We start from the raw sequence: 22373 nt of genomic DNA on the forward strand, positions 1-22373 counted from the left end.
CTGAACTTACTGATGCGTAACCACAATCAGACGCAGCGCATCCAGGCGCCAGGTGGCTTCATCCAGACTTTCCAGCACCTGCTCGCGATTGCTTTCCAGCGCGTCAACTTCATCGTCACGAATATTGGGGTTGACGGCTTTCAGGGCTTCCAGACGCGATAACTCGGCACCCAGCTTTTCACTCGCTTCACGCCGTGCCGTATCGATTATGGCACGTGCTTCACTGACGACTTCTTTTTCCGCCAGGGTAAGAATAGCGTGAACATCCTGCTGGACGGCGTTCACCAGCTTACTGCCTGTGTGGCGGTTGACCGCATTCAACTGACGGTTGAAGCTCTCGAACTCCACTTTACCTGCCAGGTTAGTGCCCTTGCGATCTAACAGCAAACGCACAGGCGTTGGCGGCAGGAAACGGGTTAACTGCAGATGCTTAGGTGCCTGAGATTCCACCACGTAAATCAGTTCTACCAGCAGCGTGCCGACAGGCAATGCCTTATTCTTCAGCAGCGACAGCGCACAACTGCCCGTGTCGCCCGACAGGATCAGATCCAGGCCGTTACGGATCAGCGGATGTTCCCAGGTAATAAACTGGGTATCTTCACGCGACAGGGCCTGATCGCGGTTGAACGTGATGGTGCAACCGTCTTCAGGTAAGCCCGGGAAATCCGGGACTAACATATGATCTGACGGCGTCAGCACAATCAGGTTATCGCTACGATCTTCCTGATTGATGCCCACGATATCAAACAGATTCAGGGCAAAGTTGACCAGCTCGGTGTCGTTATCCTGCTCGGCAATGGTATTCGCCAGCATCTGCGCGGCGTCGCCGCCGTTCGAGTTCAGCTCCAGTAACCGATCCCGACCTTGTTCAAGCTGAGATTTCAGCGCGTCATGCTGTTTACGGCAGGCGTCGATAAAGTCATCAAAGCCTTCACTGTTTTCCGGCGCAGCCAGATAATTAATCAGTTCAGCGTGCACGCTGTCATAGAGGGTTCTGCCGGTCGGACAGGTGTGCTCAAAGGCATCCAGCCCTTCGTGATACCAGCGCAGCAGGACCGCCTGAGCGGTTTTTTCCAGCCATGGCACCAGAATCTGAATGTCATGCGCCTGACCGATACGATCCAGACGACCGATGCGCTGCTCCAGCAGATCCGGGTTAAACGGCAGATCGAACATAACCAGGCGGCTGGCGAACTGGAAGTTACGGCCTTCAGAGCCGATTTCTGAACACAGCAGAACCTGTGCGCCGTTTTCTTCTGAGGCAAACCAGGCCGCAGCCCGATCGCGTTCAATAATCGACAGCCCTTCGTGGAACACGGCGGCACGGATACCTTCACGCTCGCGTAATACCTGCTCCAGTTGCAGAGCGGTTGCGGCCTGCGCGCAAATCACCAGCACCTTCTCTTTACGGTTGCTGGTCAGATAGCCCATAAGCCATTCTACACGTGGATCGAAGTTCCACCAGGTGCCGGTGTCGCCTTCAAACTCTTGATAAATCTGCTCCGGATAGAGCAGGTCGCGCGCGCGTTCTTCGGCGCTTTTACGCGCGCCCATGATGCTGGAAACTTTGATGGCCGTCTGGTACTGAGCCGGCAACGGCAGGCGAATGGTATGCAATTCCCGTTTCGGGAAGCCCTTCACGCCGTTACGGGTGTTACGGAACAACACGCGGCTGGTGCCGTGGCGATCCATCAGCATGGAAATGAGTTCCTGGCGCGCCTCTTGTTTGCCCTCGCGGTCACTGTTGGCGACCTGTAGCAGCGGTTCGATATCCTGCTCGCCAACCAGCTCATTGATCATATTCATCTCGTCTTGCGAGATGGGATTATCCGCCAGCAGGGAGGTGACCGCATCGGCAATCGGACGGAAATGCTGTTGCTCTTCGACGAAGGCGGCGAAGTCGTGAAAACGATCGGGATCGAGCAGGCGCAGGCGTGCGAAGTGGCTTTCCATGCCCAGTTGTTCTGGCGTGGCGGTCAGTAGCAGGACGCCTGGTGTGTTTTCGGCGAGCTTTTCAATGACCTGATATTCACGACTTGGCTCACCTTCAGACCAGGCCAGGTGATGCGCTTCATCGACCACCAGGAGATCCCAGTCCGCGTCGGCCAGCTTATCAAGACGCAGCTTATTGCGACGAACAAAGTCCAGCGAACAGATAATCAGTTGTTCCGTGTCGAAGGCATTGTCGCTGTCGTGCTGGGCTTCGGCGTAACGATCGTCATCGAACAGCGCAAAGCGCAGGTTGAAGCGGCGCAGCATTTCAACCAGCCACTGATGTTGCAGCGTTTCTGGTACCACAATCAGTACGCGCTCAGCGCGGCCAGCCAACAGCTGCTGCTGAATGATCATACCGGCTTCGATGGTTTTACCCAGACCCACTTCATCCGCCAGCAGAACGCGCGGTGCATGGCGACGGCCCACATCATGGGCGATATGCAACTGGTGGGGAATCAGGTTGGTACGCATCCCACGCAGGCCACTGACGGGCAGGCGGTACTGTTCACTTTGATATTTACGCGCACGAAAACGCAGGGCGAAGCGATCCATGCGATCGAGCTGGCCAGCGAACAGACGATCCTGGGGCTTGCTGAACACCAGTTTGCTGTCGAGCATGACTTCACGCAGCATCACGTTGGTTTCTTCAGTATCCAGGCGCGTACCGATATAGGTTATCAGGTCATTGTCATTACGGACTTCATCCACCCGCATTTGCCAGCCCTCATGGCTGGTCACGGTATCGCCCGGGTTAAAAATCACGCGGGTGACGGGCGAGTCGCTGCGAGCGTAGAGGCGATTTTCCCCTGTGGCCGGGAAGAGCAGCGTGATCATGCGAGTATCGATCGCCACCACGGTACCTAATCCCAGTTCACTTTCTGTATCACTAATCCAACGCTGACCTAATGTAAAAACCATATAATTTTTGCTCGAATTTTTAACGTTTTTGAAGGTGTTCCCCATTCTCAGGCAATAGCATGTCAACCAGGCAAAAGGGGCCTGGTGCGTATGTCAGAGCGGTGAGTTTTGAGGAAGGGCGTTATGGTACTGGATGGCAGGGCATTCGTCACCTGTCAAAAAAGCCCCAGTTGCCCGGTAATCAGTGTAGCAAAGTCACCCTCGACGAAAGGCAAAATGCCTTCGGCAACAGGTTGCAGCTGTTTCGTAACGTAGTGATCGTAGTCGAGCGGCGTGGTCCGGGCTTCAACGGGTTCGGGGCCGCCCGTCGCTATCACATAGCGAATACGGCCACCGGTCTGATATTGCAGCGGCCGACCCAGTTTACGGTTGTGTTCATCCGCCAGACGGGCGGCGCGCACGTGAGGCGGCACATTGCGTTCATACTCCTTCAGCGGACGACGCAGGCGTTTCTTATAAATGAGCTGATCGTCCAGTTCGCCCGCCAGCAGCTGTGTCACGGTCGTGCGGACGTACTCTTCCCAAGGCTGACGATGAAATATCCGGCTGTAGAGTTCCTGCTGAAACTGCTGCGCCAGTGGCGTCCAGTCGGTCCGGACGGACTCCAGCCCTTTAAATACCATACGTTCACTGTCGCCTTCACGAATTAATCCCGCGTAGCGTTTCTTACTGCCCTGTTCGGCACCGCGAATGGTTGGCATCAGGAAACGGCAAAAGTGATTTTCATATTCCAGTTCGAGTGCGCTTGTCAGGCCATATTGCTGCTGGAGATGTTCACGCCACCAGTCATTGACCTTCGCAGCCAGTGCGCGGCCTGTTGCTTCCGCCTCGGCTTCATCCCGGGCGGACTTGAGCCAGACAAAGGTAGAATCCGTATCGCCATAGATCACATCATAGCCTTCGGCTTCAATAAGCTCGCGGGTTTGCTGCATGATGGCATGACCGCGCAGCGTAATCGACGAGGCCAGGCGAGGATCAAAAAAGCGGCAGGCGCTGGTGCCCAGCACGCCATAAAACGCATTCATAATGATTTTCAGGGCCTGCGACAGGGGCTTATTGCCCTGTTTTTTCGCGGTTTCGCGTCCCTGCCAAATCTGTTCCACAATCGCGGGCAGGCAATGCGTTTCGCGTGAGAAGCGCGCCTCACGAAAGCCGGGCACCGAATCCGCATCCGTTGGGTGCGCCAGCCCTTCGATGAGGCCGACGGGATCGATCAGAAAGGTGCGGATAATCGAGGGATAAAGACTTTTGTAATCCAGCACCAATACGGAATCATACAGGCCTGGCCGGGAATCCATCACATAGCCGCCGGGGCTGGCTTCCGGCGCAACATCGCCGAGATTGGGGGCGACAAAACCGACCCGATGCATGCGGGGAATATACAGATGGCTGAAGGCCGCCACAGAGCCGCCGTGGCGATCGACCGCCAGCCCGTTAACGGCGGCGCGCTCCAGCAAAAACGGCATGATCTCGGTTTTATGGAAGATGCGTGTGACCAGCTCGCAGTCCTTCAGGTTATAGCGTGCCAGCGCCGGTTTATCGTTGGCAAAACGCCAGTTGATCTCTTCCATGCGCTGCCACGGGTTATCGATAGCTTTGCCTTCGCCGAGCAGTTGTTGTGAAACCGACTCCAGACTAAAAGAGGGGAAATCCCAGAAGGCGGATTTCAGCGCATCAATACCGTCAATGATCAGCCGACCTGTCGCCTGGGCAAAAAACACGCCGGGTTTAAAACCGTGCTCACGCCATTCCAGTACAGCCTGCTGGCGGCCCAGGCGTAACGGAATGCCATAGCGGTCGGCATGTTTCTGCAGAACGCGCAGGTCAAACTGCACCACGTTCCAGCCGATCACCACATCGGGGTCTTGGTCGGCAAACCAGCGATTGAGCGCCTCCAGCAGTTGAGGGCGGGTTTCCAGGTAAATGAGTTCGAAATCCAGTGCGCTGGCATCGCCGTTAGGCGGTCCCAGCATGTAAACCTGACGCTGGCCGCAGCCTTCAAGGCCAATGCAGTAAAGCTCGCCATGCTGGGTGGTTTCGATATCCAGAGAGACCCATTTCAGCGGTGGGCGGTAGTCAGGATGCGGTTTGAGCCGGGCGTTAACCAGCGCATCGCCCTGCGCGTCACCATCGAACCACACGGGCGCGGTGATAAACCGTTCCATCAGATAGCGTTCAGGCGGACGAATATCGGATTCGTAAAGGGGAATGCCGTTTTCGCGCAGTTTCTTTTCAATCCACTGAAGCTGGCGATGCTGGCGGCAGTAAAGGCCAAATACCGGCCGGCGGCGAAAATCGGTTAACTGGAGAGGCTGCATGCGCACCTGGCGCTCGTCCTGTAGCAGCGTTTCGACCTGCGCCTGGTACTCGCAGGGAATAAACGTCACCGATTCCTGCACGGGCAGCACGACGCGCTGAGCACCGTCATCGGTGGCCAGCCAGAGCGTAATTTCGGTGCCTTGCGGCGTATCGCGCCAGTGACGGCTCAGCAGAAACCCTGCGCGGGGCTTATTCACGTATTCTCCAGGCTGATAGCGAATCGGACATGCGATTAAAAAGTATAACATGGGTATTTATACAGTGTCTCCCGGTGCGTTTTGTCAATATTGGCCTACAATTCTTGCCTTGACGCTGTGATGTCTGCTCTGGACAATCCAGCCTTCTGCTTTTTCTGAGGATTGATATGGAAGCCTGGGTTCAACACCTGATTACACAGTCGCTGGAGTGGGCGCTGTTTGCCGTGGCGCTGGTGACGTTTCTGGAGTCACTGGCGTTTGTGGGGCTGCTGCTCCCCGGCACCGTGATGATGGCGAGCCTTGGCGCGCTGGTGGGCAGTGGGCAGATCGGTTTGTATCCCGCCTGGGCCGCTGGCTTCGTCGGTTGTCTGCTTGGCGACTGGGTTTCTTACGGGATTGGCTGGAAATTTCAGGGGCCGCTTCATCGCTGGAAATACCTGCAAAAATACAAAGGGCTGCTGGATAAAACCGAACATGCGCTGTATCAGCACAGCATGTTTACCATTCTGGTCGGCCGTTTTGTGGGCCCCACTCGCCCGCTGATCCCGCTGGCGGCAGGTATGCTGGAATTGCCGGTACGCAAGTTTCTGCCCCCCAATCTGATCGGCTGTATCTTATGGCCCCCGCTTTATCTGTTGCCGGGGATTCTGGCAGGCGTGGCGATTGATGTCCCGAAAGAAGCCCAGGGCGGTCACTTTATCTGGCTGCTGGTTGCCGTTGCCCTTGTGGTGTGGCTGGGATGCTGGCTGTGCTGGCGCTGGTGGCGCGGTGAAAAGACCCGCGACTGGGCCACCGCGTATTTGCCGCCTGAACGACTGCGCTGGCTCGCGCCACTGGGCCTGGTCGTGGCCGTTGCGGCCTTCGTCGGTATTCAGTTTCACCCGATGATGCCAGTTTTCCGCCACCTGCTGTGGCAGGTCTTTATCGGTTAACGACGTGGGATGCCGAGCACATCGGCTTCCCGCACGTCCCCTGACAGCAGCCGGTCCGTTGCGCCATCCCAGTAAACCCGTCCATCTACCACCACCACGCTGCGTGGCGCAATCTGCTGCGCATCTTCAAGACTGTGCGACACCATAAGTAATGTGATTTCACGGGCTTCGCAGACGGTACGCACCAGGTTGAGCATCTCGCCACGCAGTGCCGGATCAAGCGCCGAGAAAGGTTCATCCAGCAGTAATACCGGCCGCTCGCGCAGCAGGCAGCGTGCCAGCGCTACGCGCTGACGTTGTCCACCTGAGAGCTGGCCTGGCAGGCGCGACAGCATCTCACTGAGCCCGACCTGCTGTGCAATGGTGGCTACCTGCTGACGCTGGTCCGCAGTCAGCCTGAGCCCGGGATGTAAGCCCAGCCCCAGATTCTGTTCCACGCTGAGATGCGGAAACAGGTTGTTTTCCTGAAACAGCATCGATACCGGGCGCTGAGCGGGCACGCTGTGGGTATGATCGACGCCATCCATTATCAGACTGCCCTGGCTGACGGGCAGAAAGCCGGCAATCAGATTTAACAACGTACTCTTACCCGCGCCGCTTGGACCAAGAATCGCCAGCCGTTCGCCGCGCCCGGCGTGAAGGGAAAAACGCATCGGCAAATGCTGATACAGGTAAGTCAGATTATTCAGTGTCAGCATGGCGACCCGGTAATTTTTCCATCAGAGTAAACAGAGACAGGCAGAGCACCAGCAACAGTAATGCGGTAACGGCTCCGTCGGCCCCGCGATAGGCACCAATCTGCTGATAGAGGTAGAAAGGCAGCGTACGGAAATCGGCGTTACCGAACAGCGCCACGACGCCAAAGTCTCCAATTGACAGTACGCAGGCAAACGCCAGCGCCTGTGCCAGTGGCCGCTTCAGTGCACGGAGTTCTATCAGCGTCAGGCGGTTCCATCCGCTGATCCCTAATGCACCGCACAGGTGGTTGTAGCGTTCTGCGATATCCCGCATCGGGTTTTCCAGCACTTTCAGGGCATAGGGAATGGCGATCAGTGCATTGGCGAACATCACTACGCCATCCGCCGCATCGGGCAGCCCTGTTGTGGCATTCAGCAGCAGGAAAAAGCCGGTTGCCAGCACGATACCCGGCATGGCCAGAATCAGCATGCCGCTGGTGTCCATAAATTGTGCGGCAAGTTTACGCTGGCGCAGGCGCAGTTCGCGGCTGCTCCAGAGCAGCATGGTCGTCAGTAACACGCACAGCACGCCAGCGCCCAGGGCGATGCGCAGTGAGGTGAATGTTGCCTGCCACAACGCCGGTTGTTGCAAGGCGCCGCGCAGTCCGCCGTCCAGGCCATTAATAATCACTGCGATCAGGGGCGGTAGCAGTAACAGCAAGGCTAAACCGATGAGGGCGATGTCGCTGATGCGCGCCAGCACGGAATCCTGCGGATCGCGCCAGCCCTGGCGCTGCGTGTTGCCAGCGGGAATGGCGTGACTGATGCGCTGACTGAGAAGCACCAGCACCAGGCAGCAGCCAAGCTGAATCAACGCCAGGAGTGCGGCGCGTCCCGGATCGTAGTCATAACTTAAAGCCTGAAAAATGGCCAGTTCGATAGTGGTGGCCCGCGGCCCGCCACCCAGTGAAAGCACCGTGGCAAAACTGGCGAAGCAGAGCATGAAAATCAACGCACCGGTAGGCAGTAACTGGCGACGTAGCCACGGCCATTCAAGGAGCCGAAAGTGATGCCAGCCACGGATATTCAGCTGTGCAGCAAGCTGACGCTGTTCGGCCGGAATGCTTTCCAGCGCCTGCAGCATCAGGCGCGTGGCCAGCGGCAGGTTGAAAAAAACATGGGCCAGCAAAATGCCCTGAAGCCCGTAAGGCGAGAAGTGATAGTCCACGCCAAGCCAGGCGCAAAGCCGGGCCAGCCAGCCCACCCGACCATAGACAGTGAGCAGACCAAATACCGCGACCAGCACCGGCAAGACCAGCGTCATGGCGCACAGGCGTAATAATCCCTGACGGCCAGGAAAACGGCGTCGATAGAGAGCCCGGGACAGCGGAATGGCCGGCAGCAAAGAGAGCAGGGCGGAAAGCAGCGCCTGCGTAAATGAAAAGCCAATCACATGATGCAGATAGGTATCCTGCAGAACCGCGCGCCAGTCGGTCGCCGGGGCCGCCATCCACAGTGCAGCAAAAGCTGACAACGCCACGCTGCAAAGCAGCAACGTGGCGAGTGAACCCGGAATCAGCCAGAAGGGGATCAGCGACTCACGGCGCGTTGCCATTGGCTGACCCATTGTGAACGGTGGCTGGCGACGGCTTCAGGCGAAAACTGTAATGCCGTCTTCGGCACGCTGAGTGAAGCAAAGCCTGCAGGCAGGTCGGTTTTGATCACCGGGTACATCCAGTTGCCGGTTGGAATCGTATTCTGGAAAGCGGGCGTGACCATGAACTGCATAAACTGCTCTGCCAGTTTTGGTTGTTTGCTGTTAGCCAGGCGGGCTGCCACTTCCACCTGCAGATAGTTGCCTTCGGCAAACGGTGCCGCGGCATAGTTATCCTTCTTCTCTTCAATAATGTGATAAGCCGGCGACGTGGTATAGCTCAACACCAGATCGCTCTCGCCTTTCAGAAACAGACCGTAGGCTTCACTCCACCCTTTGGTCACCGTGACGGTTTTCTTTGCCAGCTTTTGCCAGGCTTCAGGCGCCTTGTCTCCGTAGACTTTTTGCATCCACAGCAGCAGGCCAAGGCCCGGCGTGCTGGTGCGGGGATCTTCATAAATCACGCGCCATTTTTCGGGGCTTTCGACCAGTTCTTTCAGGCTCTTTGGTGGGTTTTTCAGCGTGTTTTTGTTATAGACGAACGCGAAGTAGCCGTAATCGAAGGGCACAAAGGTGGTGTCCTTCCAGCCGCCGGGAACCTGCAATTTACCGGTATCAACGTCGCTTTTGGCAAACAGCCCGGTTTGTTGCGCGGCCTGCAGGAGGTTGTTATCCAGCCCTAAGACCACATCGGCCTTGCTGTTCTTGCCTTCCAGACGGACGCGATTCAGCAGCGAAACCCCGTCTTCCAGGGCCACATATTTCAGTTCGCAACCGCACTGGGTTTCAAAGGCTTTTTTAACGGCCGGACCCGGTCCCCAGTCAGCGGAAAATGAATCATAGGTGTAAACCGTCAGGACAGGTTTGGCCGCGAAGACCGGGGCAGAGAGTAACAGCAGCACGGGCAGGACGTTTTTTAACACTTTGCGCTCCTATAGCGGCAGGGTTGAGTCGCAAAGGATCTGAGCAAAGTTGCCTCTCAAATCCCTACGTCGGCATTAACCGATTCAGGTTCGACGGGTATATCTCAGCGCTCTGACATGATGGAAAGAGGCACCCCGTTGAGAACGTCACATTCTAGTCATTTAATGCCCGCCGGGAAAGGATCACAGCGTGGGCGGTGCAAACCAGGCGGATTTAAAGTCAAACCACCCCAGCGTATTCATCCGTACTCCGCGCATACTGCGCTGGCCTTCCAGCAGCAGCCAGTGATGAAACAACGGATGAAGCCAGTTGCTTTCAACCAGCTGTTTCGCCCATTCAGCAAGGGGGAGCGTTTTCTCACGCCAGCGCGCAGCATCCTGCTGCCAGTTCACCGGCAGGCAGTGCTGCAACAACGGGACTTCGTATAACAGCGCAAACAGAGAATAGTCCAGGGGCAGGGTAAAGTTGACGCTGCCGAGCCAGATATCGCTTTCACCTGTGCCCTGATGCCAGGATTCATAACTGACCTCACGCACGTCCAGCGTCACATCGTGTTGCGCCAGTAGTGGACGCAAGGCATCGGTGATACTGACGTGCTCAATGTGCTGGTTATAAACGGTCAGCGTCAGGTGCGTCAGGCCTGCGGGTTTTTCTACCGGTGTCAAATCACGCCGGTGGTGCCAGCGGGGCAGCAGGCCGTAAGCAGGAAACCAGTAACGCTGGTAACCCAGATCAGCATTGTTCAGTAAGGCAATGGGGTTAAGCAGGAAGCTAAGCCAGCGTCGAATGCCCGGTTCGCCTGCCTTCGCGGAGCGCTGGTCAAACAGTAAAAAGTAGCAGCCCTCTTCAAGCCGACTCTCTTCCTGTTTCTCATCGGCCTGTTCGCCCTGCAGGCGAACACCGGCATAAACCACTTCGTCACTGATTTCGGGCAGCACCCATACCGACACGTCATCGATCAAGGCGCGATAGCCAAAGTAGTCGTCGAAGGCTTCGATCTTCAGCTGACTTTGCTGATTGCGGATGACCCGATAGGGCCCTGTCCCTATGGGCTGACGGGCAAAATCGCGCATATCGGGCCACTCGCGCGGCAGAATCATGGCGCTGACGCTGCCCAACAGCCAGGGTAGCCAGCGGTCGGGCTGATCTAAATAGATATCCAGCGTCCAGGGGGCAGGGGAGTCAAGTCGCTGAAGATGGCAAAACAGCGGATGCTGGCGCAGGCGCTCAAGGCTGGCAATCACATCGTCCATGTCGAGTTCCCGGCCATGATGGAAACGGATAGCCGGACGTAAATAAAAGCGCCAGTGTCGATCCGAATGTTGCTGCCAGTGATGAGCGATATCGGCTTCGATTTCCCCCTTTTCCTCATTTATGCGTGTCAGACCGCTAAAAATCTGGCGAGCGATATGGGTTTCTGACCGACGCAGGGGCGATCCAGGCAGCAGATTGAGCAGAGGGCGATAGTAGAGAACGCGCAGAATATGTTTTCCCTGCCGGAAACTGCGGCCCAGATGCGCGCTGATCATCTGTCTGACCTGATCTTTATCGCCGACAAGCTGCACCAGTTGATCAATACGATCCTGTTCCAGCAGGTCTTCAGCGCGCTGCTGCTGCAAGGTTAGTCCGGTGTAGCAGAAGGTGAGCACGGATCGCTTGCCCCGTCCGGCCTCCGCCTGCCAGGTGAGCCAGCCGGCTTCCTGCATCCTGTTAAGCAGGTTCCGCATATGGCGACGTGAACAGTGCAGGGCGTCGGCCAGTTCAACCAGGGTGGTTTCCTGCGATTGCCCCTGACAGCTCTGCCACAGACGAATGAACTGCTGCTTCAGACGTGATGACGACATAAAAGAGGAACTCCCTCTGAAACCTGCTCTGTTTTTCCTGCCCTATTTTAGAGGCAAACTTTCTCGCATTGGAAGAGCGGGAGGCATTCAGCGATGGATGGCGCTCTGACATGGACGGCAGCGATGCCCGTCCCTTCTGAGTAGTGTGCTACGATTTTGCCAGCAGAGTTATTCTGCTGGTTTTTTTTACGTTGCAGGTTATGGTCGGGGGACACGCTTCCCGTTTCTATTGTTGTTCTGTCAGGGATAAGGCATGAAATCTTTGTTAGCATTCTCGCGCCGTTTCAATCCAGTGTTTTTCGCTTTTATGGTGACCGCCTTTATCCTCGGCGTAGCGGGCGCGCTTCAGGCACCGACGCTGAGCCTGTTTTTATCGCGAGAAGTGCAGGTGCCGCCGCTGTGGGTTGGGCTGTTTTTTACCCTCAATGCCGTTGCCGGGATTGTGGTGAGCATGATGATCGCAAAACGTTCTGACCGGGTCGGCGATCGCCGCAATATCATCTTGCTGTGCTGCATGCTGGCATTGGCAAACGCGCTCCTGTTCGCCTTTACCCGCCATTATCTGACGCTGATAACGCTGGGCGTACTGCTGTCGTCGCTGGCGAATGTCGCCATGCCGCAGCTTTTTGCCCTGGCGCGTGAATATGCCGACAGTGCTTCGCGCGAAGTGGTGATGTTCAGCTCTGTCATGCGTGCTCAGGTCTCGCTGGCCTGGGTGATTGGCCCGCCATTGTCATTTGCGCTGGCGCTGAATTTTGGCTTTGTCACGTTGTTCAGCGTGGCCGCCGGGCTGTTTTTTCTCTGTTTTCTGCTGATCTGGTTTACGGTGCCCTCGGTGCCGCGCACCGCGTCCCTGATGCAGTCAGGCGGAATTCCGCTGAGTGGCTGGCGTATTCGTGATGTGCGTATTTTGTTTGCCGCATCGACGCTGATGTGGACCTGCAACACCATGTATATCATCGACATGCCGTTATGGATCAGTACGGATCTGGGCTTACCTGAAAATCTGGCCGGAATCTTAATGGGCACGGCTGCAGGGCTGGAGATCCCGGTCATGATCGTGGCGGGCTTTTACGCCAAACGATGGGGCAAGCGGAATATGATGGCCGCCGCCGTGGCTGCTGCCGTCGTGTTCTACAGCGGCCTTATCCTGTTTCACAGCCATCTGGCGCTGCTGATCCTGCAGGTGTTTAACGCCCTGTTTATCGGCGTGGTCGCAGGCATTGGCATGTTGTGGTTTCAGGATCTGATGCCTGGACGGGCGGGCGCGGCCACCACCCTGTTTACTAACAGCATTTCGACCGGGATTATCCTGGCGGGGCTATGTCAGGGTGCGCTGGTTGAACATTTTGGGCACGGCAGTGTGTACTGGGTGATTGCAGCGATTTCGCTGGTTACGTTGGTGATGATCAGAAGAGTCAAAGAGGCGTGATCCGCGCCTGTGAGATGCGCAGGGCAAAAAAAAGCCCGGTCAGCAGACCGGGCCGTACGGTGATAACGAAGCTTAGCGCATAAAGGCGGGCTGGTTATTTTCGTAAGCTGAAATCGCGCTTTCGTGCTGCAGCGTCAGGCCGATGCTGTCCAGTCCGTTCAGCATGCAGTGGCGACGGAAATCATCAATCTTAAAGCTGTAGGTCTTGTCGCCGGCTTTAACCACCTGCGCTTCCAGATCCACTTCGAAGCGGATGCCCGGACGGGCTTTTACCAGGGTAAACAATTCGTCTACCTGCTCCTCAGTCAACGTGACCGGCAGCAGTTGGTTATTAAAGCTGTTGCCATAAAAAATATCGGCAAAGCTCGGCGCGATGACGACTTTAAAACCGTAATCGGTTAGTGCCCATGGCGCATGCTCACGTGACGAACCACAGCCAAAGTTTTCACGTGCCAGCAGGATGGACGCCCCTTTGTACTCCGGGAAATTGAGCACGAAATCCGGATTGGGCTCCAGGCCGTGATCGTCCAGGAAACGCCAGTCGTTAAACAGATGCGCACCGAAACCAACACGCGTCACTTTCTGCAAAAACTGCTTTGGAATGATGGCGTCGGTGTCGACGTTAGCGGCATCCAGTGGCACCACCAAACCCGTATGTTGCGTAAATTTTTCTGCCATGATGGCGTCCTTATGTCAGGCTGCGAATATCAGCGAAATGGCCATTAACGGCAGCAGCAGCGGCCATCGCCGGGCTGACCAAATGTGTCCGTCCGCCACGGCCCTGGCGGCCTTCGAAGTTACGGTTACTGGTTGAAGCACAACGCTCGCCGGGATTCAGGCGGTCGTTATTCATCGCCAGACACATGGAGCAGCCAGGCAGGCGCCATTCAAATCCGGCCTCAATAAAGATCTTATCCAGCCCTTCGGCTTCGGCCTGGGCTTTAACCGGGCCTGAACCTGGCACCACCAGAGCCTGAACGCCCGGCGCAACTTTACGCCCTTTGGCAATCGCGGCGGCGGCGCGCAGATCTTCAATGCGCGAGTTAGTGCAGGAACCAATAAAGACTTTATCGATGCTGACGTCGGTCAGTTTGATACCGGGTTGCAGGTTCATATAAGCCAGCGCCTTCTCTGCGGATGCCCGCTCCACGGGATCCGCAAACGAGGCCGGGTCGGGAATCTGCGCATCCACCGCGATAACCTGCCCAGGGTTCGTTCCCCAGGTAACCTGCGGGGCGATCTCTTCTGCACGCAGCGTCACGACGCGGTCAAATTTCGCGTCCGGATCGGACTTCAGCGTGCGCCAGTATTCAACGGCCTGCGCCCATTTCTCACCTTCCGGTGAAAACTGACGTCCTTTCAGGTAGGCGAAGGTGGTTTCATCGGGGGCCACCAGACCGGCTTTTGCGCCCATCTCGATAGCCATGTTACACAGCGTCATGCGGCCTTCCATGCTCAGCGCTTCGATCGCGGAACCACAGAATTCGACAACATGGCCGGTACCGCCCGCGCTGCCGGTTTTGCCGATAATGGCCAGCACGATGTCTTTCGCCGTAATGCCCGGGGCAACCGTACCTGTCACTTCAATCTTCATGGTTTTAGCACGGCCCTGTTTCAGGGTTTGGGTGGCAAAAACATGCTCGACTTCAGAGGTACCGATACCGAAGGCCAGCGAGCCAAAAGCGCCGTGTGTAGCCGTGTGCGAGTCACCGCAGACAATGGTCATGCCCGGTAAGGTCATGCCTTGTTCCGGACCGATGACGTGCACGATGCCCTGGAACGGGTGATTCAGGTCATATAACTGCACGCCAAATTCCGCACAGTTCTTGATCAGCTCCTGCATCTGAATACGGGCCATTTCACCCGAGGCATGAATATCTTTGGTCTGGGTAGAAACGTTGTGATCCATGGTGGCGAAGGTTTTCGACGGCTGGCGCACTTTACGACCGTGCGCCCGCAAGCCATCAAACGCCTGCGGTGAGGTCACCTCATGAATCAGGTGACGGTCAATATAGAGCAGCGGCGTTTCATTCGGCGCTTCGTGAACGACATGTGCATCAAATAACTTCTGGTATAAAGTTTTCATTTTATTATTTTTCCTCGGCGACAAAGCGAGCAATGATGCTGCCCATCTCATCGGTGCTAATCGCAGGGCCATCACCGGCTAAATCTTTGGTGCGGTAACCTTCGGCTAACGCACGGCTGATGGCGCGTTCAATACTGGCAGCGGCCTCATCGGCGTTCAGGCTGTAGCGCAGCAGCAGTGACAGCGACAAAATCTGAGCAATCGGGTTGGCAATGTTCTGCCCGGCGATATCCGGTGCGGAGCCGCCAGCCGGTTCGTAGAGGCCAAAGCCATCTTCGCTCAGGCTGGCTGAGGGCAGCATGCCCATAGAACCGGTGATCATCGCGCACTCGTCTGACAGAATGTCGCCAAACAGGTTTGAGCACAGCAGCACGTCGAACTGAGAAGGATCTTTAATCAGCTGCATGGTGGCATTGTCGATGTACATATGGCTCAACTGCACATCGGGATAATCTTTCGCAATCTCGTTGACGATCTCGCGCCACATGACCGAGGTTTGCAGTACGTTGGCTTTATCCACGGAGGTCACTTTGTTGCGGCGCTTGCGGGCGGACTCGAAAGCCTGACGTGCAATACGTTCGATTTCAAAGCGATGGTAGACTTCGGTATCAAACGCGCGTTCATGCGGACCGCTGCCTTCACGTCCTTTCGGCTGACCAAAATAGATGCCGCCGGTCAGTTCACGGACACACAGAATGTCGAAACCGCGTGCCGCGATATCGCTGCGCAGTGGACAAAACGCTTCGAGACCACTGTACAGCGCCGCCGGGCGCAGGTTACTGAACAGTTTAAAATGCTTACGCAGGGGAAGCAGCGCGCCACGTTCGGGCTGGGAAGCCGGGGGCAGGTGTTCCCATTTTGGCCCGCCCACGGAACCGAACAGAATCGCATTAGCCTGCTCACAACCGGCTACAGTGGCCGGGGGGAGCGGTTCACCATGGCGGTCAATGGCGATGCCGCCCACATCGTATTCGCTGGTGGTAATACGCAGATTAAAGCGCTGACGAACGGCATCTAATACCTTGATAGCCTGCGCCATCACTTCCGGGCCGATACCGTCGCCCGCCAGTACTGCGATATGTGAAGAGTTTGACATGATTACACCGTTTCCTTCTGATCTTTAGACTTGCGCTGTAACTCTTTCTCGACCTGTTTGGCTCGCCAGATGTTGTTTAAGGCGTTCACCATCGCTTTGGCAGACGATTCGACGATATCTGTCGCCAGACCAACGCCGTGGAATTTGCGGTTGTTGTAGCTCACCACAATATCGACCTGGCCCAAGGCATTTTCGCCGTGGCCTTTTGCCGTCAGCTTGTAATTAACCAGCTCGGCATTGAACTGGGTAATTCGGTTAATGGCCTGATAAACCGCATCAACCGGACCGTTCCCGGTCGCCGCTTCTGATTTCGTCTGTTCGCCACAACCCAGATTGACCGACGCGGTCGCCGTAATACTGGAGCCTGACTGCACAGTGAAATCATTCAGTTGGAAAAATTCAGGCTCTTCGTTTTGTTTGTCGATGAAAGCCAGCGCTTCCAGGTCGTAGTCAAAAACCTGACCTTTCTTGTCCGCCAGTTTCAGGAAAGCGTCATACAGGGAATCCAGATTGTATTCGCTCTCTGTGTAGCCCATCTCTTCCATGCGATGTTTTACCGCTGCACGACCGGAACGGGATGTCAGATTAAGCTGAATTTTATGCAGGCCAATGGATTCTGGCGTCAGGATTTCATAGTTTTCACGATTCTTAATCACGCCGTCCTGATGAATGCCCGACGAGTGGGCAAACGCGTTCGATCCGACAACCGCTTTGTTGGCCGGAATCGGCATATTGCAGATCTGGCTTATCATCTGGCTGGTACGATAAATTTCATGATGGTGAATGTTGGTATGAACATTCATGATCTGCTGGCGGGTTTTAATCGCCATGATCACTTCTTCCAGCGCACAGTTACCGGCACGTTCGCCCAGGCCGTTCAATGTCCCTTCCACCTGACGCGCCCCGGCCTGCACCGCTGCAATCGCATTACCGGTGGCCATGCCTAAATCGTCGTGTGTGTGCACAGACAGAATCGCTTTGTCGATATTCGGTACGCGGTTGATTAACTGGCTGATAATGTTGGCGTATTCATTCGGCAGGGTATAGCCAACGGTATCAGGGATATTGATGGTGGTTGCGCCCGCATTTATGGCGGCTTCGACCATGCGGCACAGGTCGTCAATGGGCGTACGACCACCGTCTTCACAGGAGAATTCAACATCGTCCGTATAGTTACGGGCACGTTTTACCATGCGCACCGCCCGCTCAATTACCTCGGGTAAGGTGCTGCGCAGTTTCGTGGCGATATGCATCGGCGAGGTGGCAATAAAGGTATGGATGCGGAAGGCCTCGGCAACCCGCAATGATTCGTAGGCGGCATCAATGTCCTGCTCAACGCAGCGCGCCAGGCCGCAAACCCGACTGTTTTTAATAGTACGCGCAATGGTTTGTACGGATTCAAAATCACCTGGTGACGAGACGGGGAAGCCGACTTCCATCACATCAACGCCCATACGTTCCAGCGCTAACGCAATCTGCAGTTTTTCTTTCACACTCAGGCTGGCCTGTAAGGCCTGTTCACCATCACGCAGAGTGGTATCGAAAATAATAACTTGCTGGCTCATCGTGTTCATCCTTTTGCGTTTCTTGCCTTGCAACGAGCATAAAAAAACCCGCGACAGGCGCGGGTTTTTAACTTTTAGCAGGTTCGAATCAGTGTTTGATTTCGCCCACAAGTCTACCGCGCAGAGAATTTGCGATAAGTAGTAGACCTGATAGACGAAAAGAACGTGACATGTTTCAAACCCCGTGAATTTTTTGCTGCATCTATTGGTACTGGAATCAACAATCGATGTCAACCATAAGCGAAGGGTTATTTTCAGCCGCCACAAAGAAAAATGTTCTGACATTTTTGACGCTCACAGAGTATTAAACGAGGCGGACAGAACCCATGACGTTCATTACTGCTGATACGGGGTTACAGGAGAAAGTCTGATTTTTAAGGTGATGAAATATAATGATAAATTAATATTCCAGTATCGCTTTATCCATAATCAGGCCATCTCAGGCAGCATAATCTCATGCGCTTTAAATTTTTATAAGATAATTACGCCATAAAAACGCATGAGGAAAAGATGGCTGGCTGAGTCCGTTCGTCATAGGTTTTTTTTATTTCTTAGATATGGCTACAAAAAATATCATTCACAGCATTTTCCTCTGCCATTATTGAACGTATTTAGTTTAATAATCGCAGGCAAAAGTTGGCGGGCAGAGGCTTTGAATCCCGCCGCCTTTCATCAAATGCGTTTGGCGTTTGCCAGCCCGTTTTTCTACGGTTATGGTAATCGACCTACTCTTAGAAAAATTAACCCAGCAGAATTCTCTGTATCTGGATCGCAGAAATGAGTTCTGCGGTCTTAGCAAAAACATAAGGTTTTGATTTTAATTGGCGAAACAGGGCAGGATGCATATGGCTAGCGGAAAAGCCGTCGCCAGTGGATTCAGTTCCTCAAGCCGGGAGGCAGAAAATGGAGATGTTGTCAGGAGCCGAAATGGTCGTCCGGTCGTTGATCGACCAGGGCGTGAAGCAAGTGTTCGGTTATCCGGGTGGCGCAGTACTCGATATCTATGATGCACTGCAAACTGTGGGGGGCATCGACCATGTTCTGGTCCGCCACGAGCAGGGTGCGGTCCACATGGCCGATGGTCTGGCACGCGCAACCGGTGAAGTCGGTGTGGTGCTGGTGACGTCCGGGCCGGGTGCAACCAATGCGATCACCGGTATCGCGACCGCCTATATGGATTCTATTCCGTTAGTCATTCTGTCGGGTCAGGTGCCGTCTTCGCTGATTGGTTATGATGCCTTCCAGGAATGTGACATGGTGGGGATTTCCCGCCCGGTGGTGAAACACAGTTTTCTGGTGAAAAACACCGAAGAGATCCCGACGGTACTGAAAAAAGCGTTCTGGCTGGCATCCAGCGGTCGCCCGGGACCGGTGGTTATCGATCTGCCAAAAGATATCCTTAACCCTGCGAATAAGCTGCCTTATCACTATCCGCAGGAAGTGAGCATGCGCTCGTATAATCCGACAATTCAGGGCCATAAAGGCCAGATTAAGCGTGCGTTACAAACCTTACTGGCGGCGCATAAGCCGGTTATCTATGCCGGCGGCGGTGCCATTACGTCGTCGTGTGAAGCCGAGCTGTTGCAGCTGGCTGAGCGCCTGAATATTCCGGTCACGACTTCACTGATGGGGCTGGGTGCGTTCCCTGGCAGCCATCGCCAGTGCGTAGGTATGCTCGGTATGCACGGCACCTACGAAGCGAATATGACGATGCACAATGCCGATTTGATCTTCGGCGTTGGTGTACGTTTTGACGATCGCACCACCAACAATCTGGCAAAATACTGCCCGAACGCCACCGTGATGCATATTGATATCGATCCGACGTCGATTTCCAAAACGGTCTCCGCGGATATTCCGATTGTGGGCGATGCAAAACAGACGTTACAGCAGATGCTGGAACTGCTTGATCACACGGAGGCGAAGCAGCAGTTAGACAGTCTGCGTGACTGGTGGCAGTCGATTGAGACCTGGCGCGGGCGTCAGTGCCTTGCCTACGATCGTACCAGTGACAAAATCAAACCCCAGGCCGTGATCGAAACCATCTGCCGTCTTACTAATGGTGATGCTTACGTGACATCGGACGTAGGGCAGCATCAGATGTTTGCCGCGCTCTACTACACCTTTGATAAACCCCGTCGCTGGATTAACTCTGGTGGCCTCGGCACCATGGGCTTCGGCCTGCCTGCCGCGCTGGGTGTCAAAATGGCGCTGCCTGACGAAACCGTGATTTGCGTGACGGGCGATGGCAGTATTCAGATGAACATTCAGGAGCTTTCGACCGCGCTCCAGTATGATCTGCCGGTATTAGTGCTGAACCTGAACAACCGTTTCCTGGGCATGGTGAAACAGTGGCAGGACATGATTTACTCTGGCCGCCATTCTCAGTCTTATATGGAATCATTGCCTGATTTCGTTCGCCTGGCGGAGGCCTATGGTCACGTAGGCATTGCCATCAGTCATCCTGCGGAGCTGGAAGAGAAGCTGACGCTGGCACTGGAAACTCTGGCAAAAGGACGACTGGTGTTTGTTGATGTTAACGTTGACGGCAGTGAGCATGTTTACCCGATGCAGATTCGCGGTGGCAGTATGGATGAGATGTGGTTGAGCAAAACGGAGAGGACTTAATTATGCGTCGCATTTTATCGGTTTTGCTGGAAAACGAATCCGGCGCATTGTCTCGTGTTGTTGGCCTGTTTTCACAGCGTGGCTACAACATTGAGAGCCTGACGGTTGCGCCCACGGACGATCCTACGCTGTCACGCATGACGATTCAGACTGTTGGCGACCAGAAAGTCCTGGAGCAGATTGAGAAACAGCTGCACAAACTGGTCGATGTTTTGCGTGTGACCGAGTTAGGGCAGGGCGCTTACGTCGAACGTGAAATTATGCTGGTGAAAATTCAGGCGACAGGTTATGGCCGCGAAGAGGTAAAGCGCAGCGCAGAAATTTTCCGGGGCCAGATTATTGATGTGACGCCTTCGCTTTACACGGTTCAGCTGGCAGGCACCAGCGATAAGCTGGATGCATTCTTAAGCACGGTACGCGAAGTGGCTGAAATTGTAGAAGTCGCGCGCTCCGGCATCGTCGGTGTTTCACGTGGCGAACGGATAATGCGTTAATCACGCGCCGTAACGATCTAAAACGAATGTAACCCGGCGAAATGCCGGGTTTTTTCTTTTTTGTGCAGAACAAGGTTCACCATCAGAAAAGCGGTTGCTCCGCGCACTTTTCTGCTGTTAGATGTGATAAAAGAATGTCCATAGCTTATCTGCGGGTTATCAGACCCGCTTAACGGTGGGGTTACAGTGAAACTGGATGAAATTGCGCGCCTGGCGGGTGTATCGCGCACCACGGCCAGTTACGTCATTAATGGAAAGGCACGGCAGTATCGTGTCAGCGATAAAACCGTTGAGAAAGTCATGGCGGTGGTCCGCGAGCATAACTATCATCCTAATGCTGTGGCGGCAGGGCTGCGCGCCGGGCGCACGCGCTCGATCGGTCTGGTGATTCCCGATCTGGAAAACACCAGTTATACACGTATTGCTAACTATCTTGAGCGTCAGGCCCGCCAGCGTGGCTACCAGTTATTGATCGCCTGTTCTGAAGATCAGCCTGACAATGAAATGCGCTGTATTGAGCATCTGCTGCAACGCCAGGTGGACGCCATTATCGTATCCACTTCACTTCCTCCTGAGCATCCTTTTTATCAACGCTGGATTAACAATCCCCTGCCCATTATCGCACTGGACCGCGCGCTGGATCGTGAACACTTTACCAGCGTGGTCGGTGCTGACCAGGACGATGCTTATGCCCTGGCGGCTGAACTGCGTCAGCTTAAGGTCAGCAACGTTCTGTTCATGGGCGCGTTACCAGAATTATCGGTCAGCTTTCTGCGTGAGCTGGGATTCAGAGAAGCCTGGAAAGGGGATGAGCGTCCCATCGACTTCCTCTATTGCAATAGTTTTGAGCGCACGGCGTCGGCCGCCGTGTTCGAAAAGTATTTGCAGGATCACTCAATGCCAGACGCGCTGTTCACCACGTCATTCGGCCTGTTACAGGGCGTGATGGATGTGACCCTGAAGCGTAACGGCCGCCTGCCGTCCAATCTGGCGATCGCCACCTTTGGCGATCATGAACTGCTGGACTTCCTGGAGTGCCCGGTGTTATCGGTAGGCCAGCGTCATCGTGATGTAGCCGAACGGGTACTGGAATTAGTATTAGCGTCTCTTGATGAACCGCGTAAACCCAAGCCTGGATTAACGCGTATTCGCCGCAATTTATTACGTCGCGGACAATTAAGCAGAATTTCTAATTAATAATACGGGCAGCGATTTGTCTGCCCCGATGTTTAAATGCTGTTTTTAAACTCTTTCTTATCCAAAGTAAAAAAGCGTAAGCGTTTAACATTCATTCTAACAAATTAAGTTAACAGACCATTCTTGTTTACTTACAACTTAACGCTGGTTTAGCCCCTTAACATCAGGCGAGTGGCTAGGCTTCCGTTAAGAAATCCCCTAAAATGCGTCCCCTGTCTCAAAACGGCATCGGATTATTCAACCGTAATAAACGTGTTAATTTTCGCCGTTTTTTTTCAGAGCTGAATTTTTTATTCAATTATTCATTAGTTTAATTTTGATTAATCATCTTCCGGCGTTTTGAAACCTTTTCAGTGTTAATTCCCGCCTCGGTAAATAATCATATTCTACTGCCGCTCCGGCTTGACAATGATTT

General features: G+C 54.8%; 15 protein-coding genes and 1 riboswitch. Of the genes, 5 read left to right on the plus strand and 10 right to left on the minus strand.

The window, feature by feature from the left end:
• Positions 1 to 6: 6 nt before the first annotated feature.
• Together rapA and polB are read right to left on the minus strand one after the other, a co-directional pair.
• Positions 7 to 2913, minus strand: a complete 2907-nt coding sequence (gene rapA / locus C1N64_RS06250) for an RNA polymerase-associated protein RapA (protein ID WP_033740345.1) — start codon at positions 2911 to 2913, stop codon at positions 7 to 9.
• Positions 2914 to 3068: 155 nt separating this feature from the next.
• Entirely contained in the window at positions 3069 to 5429 is a 2361-nt protein-coding gene (polB, locus tag C1N64_RS06255) for a DNA polymerase II (RefSeq protein WP_394515333.1), read from the minus strand.
• Positions 5430 to 5596: 167 nt separating this feature from the next.
• On the opposite strand from polB, the gene C1N64_RS06260 reads away from it, so the two are divergent.
• Positions 5597 to 6361, plus strand: coding sequence for a DedA family protein (locus tag C1N64_RS06260; RefSeq protein WP_006117654.1), 765 nt, complete (start codon positions 5597 to 5599; stop codon positions 6359 to 6361).
• On the opposite strand, the gene thiQ is transcribed toward C1N64_RS06260, so the two are convergent.
• The 4 genes from thiQ to sgrR form a co-directional block, all read right to left on the minus strand.
• Positions 6358 to 7059 (minus strand): thiamine ABC transporter ATP-binding protein ThiQ, encoded by a 702-nt coding sequence (thiQ, locus tag C1N64_RS06265; protein WP_006117655.1) that lies wholly within the window; start codon positions 7057 to 7059, stop codon positions 6358 to 6360. The two genes, C1N64_RS06260 and thiQ, sit on opposite strands and share 4 nt — an antisense overlap.
• Complete coding sequence (gene thiP / locus C1N64_RS06270; protein ID WP_367143314.1) at positions 7043 to 8653, minus strand: thiamine/thiamine pyrophosphate ABC transporter permease ThiP; 1611 nt, start codon at positions 8651 to 8653, stop codon at positions 7043 to 7045. The genes thiQ and thiP overlap by 17 nt, the downstream gene beginning before the upstream one ends.
• Complete coding sequence (gene thiB, locus C1N64_RS06275; protein WP_039339092.1) at positions 8629 to 9615, minus strand: thiamine ABC transporter substrate binding subunit; 987 nt, start codon at positions 9613 to 9615, stop codon at positions 8629 to 8631. Before thiB ends, thiP begins: the two co-directional genes overlap by 25 nt.
• A gap of 43 nt (positions 9616 to 9658) precedes the next feature.
• Positions 9659 to 9763: riboswitch (TPP riboswitch) on the minus strand.
• 35 nt (positions 9764 to 9798) lie between these two features.
• The gene (sgrR, locus tag C1N64_RS06280) at positions 9799 to 11460 is read right to left on the minus strand and encodes an HTH-type transcriptional regulator SgrR (RefSeq protein ID WP_394515334.1); all 1662 of its coding nucleotides are present in this window, start codon (positions 11458 to 11460) and stop codon (positions 9799 to 9801) included.
• Positions 11461 to 11713: 253 nt separating this feature from the next.
• Here sgrR and C1N64_RS06285 point away from each other — a divergent pair, with 253 nt between their 5' ends.
• Positions 11714 to 12892 (plus strand): MFS transporter, encoded by a 1179-nt coding sequence (locus C1N64_RS06285; RefSeq protein WP_033740244.1) that lies wholly within the window; start codon positions 11714 to 11716, stop codon positions 12890 to 12892.
• Between the two features lie 72 nt (positions 12893 to 12964).
• Here the strand turns inward: C1N64_RS06285 and leuD are convergent, their stop codons facing one another.
• The 4 genes from leuD to leuA are packed head-to-tail and all read right to left on the minus strand — an operon-like array spanning position 12965 to position 17639.
• The gene (gene leuD, locus C1N64_RS06290) at positions 12965 to 13570 is read right to left on the minus strand and encodes a 3-isopropylmalate dehydratase small subunit (RefSeq protein WP_033740246.1); all 606 of its coding nucleotides are present in this window, start codon (positions 13568 to 13570) and stop codon (positions 12965 to 12967) included.
• Between the two features lie 10 nt (positions 13571 to 13580).
• On the minus strand, positions 13581 to 14978 hold the full coding sequence (gene leuC, locus C1N64_RS06295) for a 3-isopropylmalate dehydratase large subunit (RefSeq protein ID WP_006117660.1): 1398 nt from the start codon (positions 14976 to 14978) through the stop codon (positions 13581 to 13583).
• A gap of 4 nt (positions 14979 to 14982) precedes the next feature.
• Positions 14983 to 16074 (minus strand): 3-isopropylmalate dehydrogenase, encoded by a 1092-nt coding sequence (leuB, locus tag C1N64_RS06300; protein WP_006117661.1) that lies wholly within the window; start codon positions 16072 to 16074, stop codon positions 14983 to 14985.
• Between the two features lie 2 nt (positions 16075 to 16076).
• Positions 16077 to 17639 carry a 2-isopropylmalate synthase gene (leuA, locus tag C1N64_RS06305; protein ID WP_006117662.1) on the minus strand — a complete coding sequence of 521 codons (1563 nt, stop codon included), beginning with the start codon at positions 17637 to 17639 and terminating at the stop codon, positions 16077 to 16079.
• A 903-nt stretch (positions 17640 to 18542) separates the two neighbouring features.
• On the opposite strand from leuA, the gene ilvI reads away from it, so the two are divergent.
• The 3 genes from ilvI to cra all read left to right on the plus strand — a co-directional run bounded on the left by ilvI (position 18543) and on the right by cra (position 21958).
• A complete protein-coding gene (gene ilvI / locus C1N64_RS06310; protein WP_006117663.1) occupies positions 18543 to 20267 on the plus strand; it encodes an acetolactate synthase 3 large subunit in 1725 nt (574 codons plus the stop codon).
• 2 nt (positions 20268 to 20269) lie between these two features.
• Positions 20270 to 20761, plus strand: coding sequence for an acetolactate synthase small subunit (ilvN, locus tag C1N64_RS06315; protein ID WP_006117664.1), 492 nt, complete (start codon positions 20270 to 20272; stop codon positions 20759 to 20761).
• A gap of 186 nt (positions 20762 to 20947) precedes the next feature.
• The gene (gene cra / locus C1N64_RS06320; RefSeq protein ID WP_006117666.1) at positions 20948 to 21958 is read left to right on the plus strand and encodes a catabolite repressor/activator; all 1011 of its coding nucleotides are present in this window, start codon (positions 20948 to 20950) and stop codon (positions 21956 to 21958) included.
• The last annotated feature ends 415 nt before the right edge of the window (positions 21959 to 22373 follow it).

The sequence above is a fragment of the Pantoea sp. SGAir0215 genome (genome assembly GCF_043543215.1).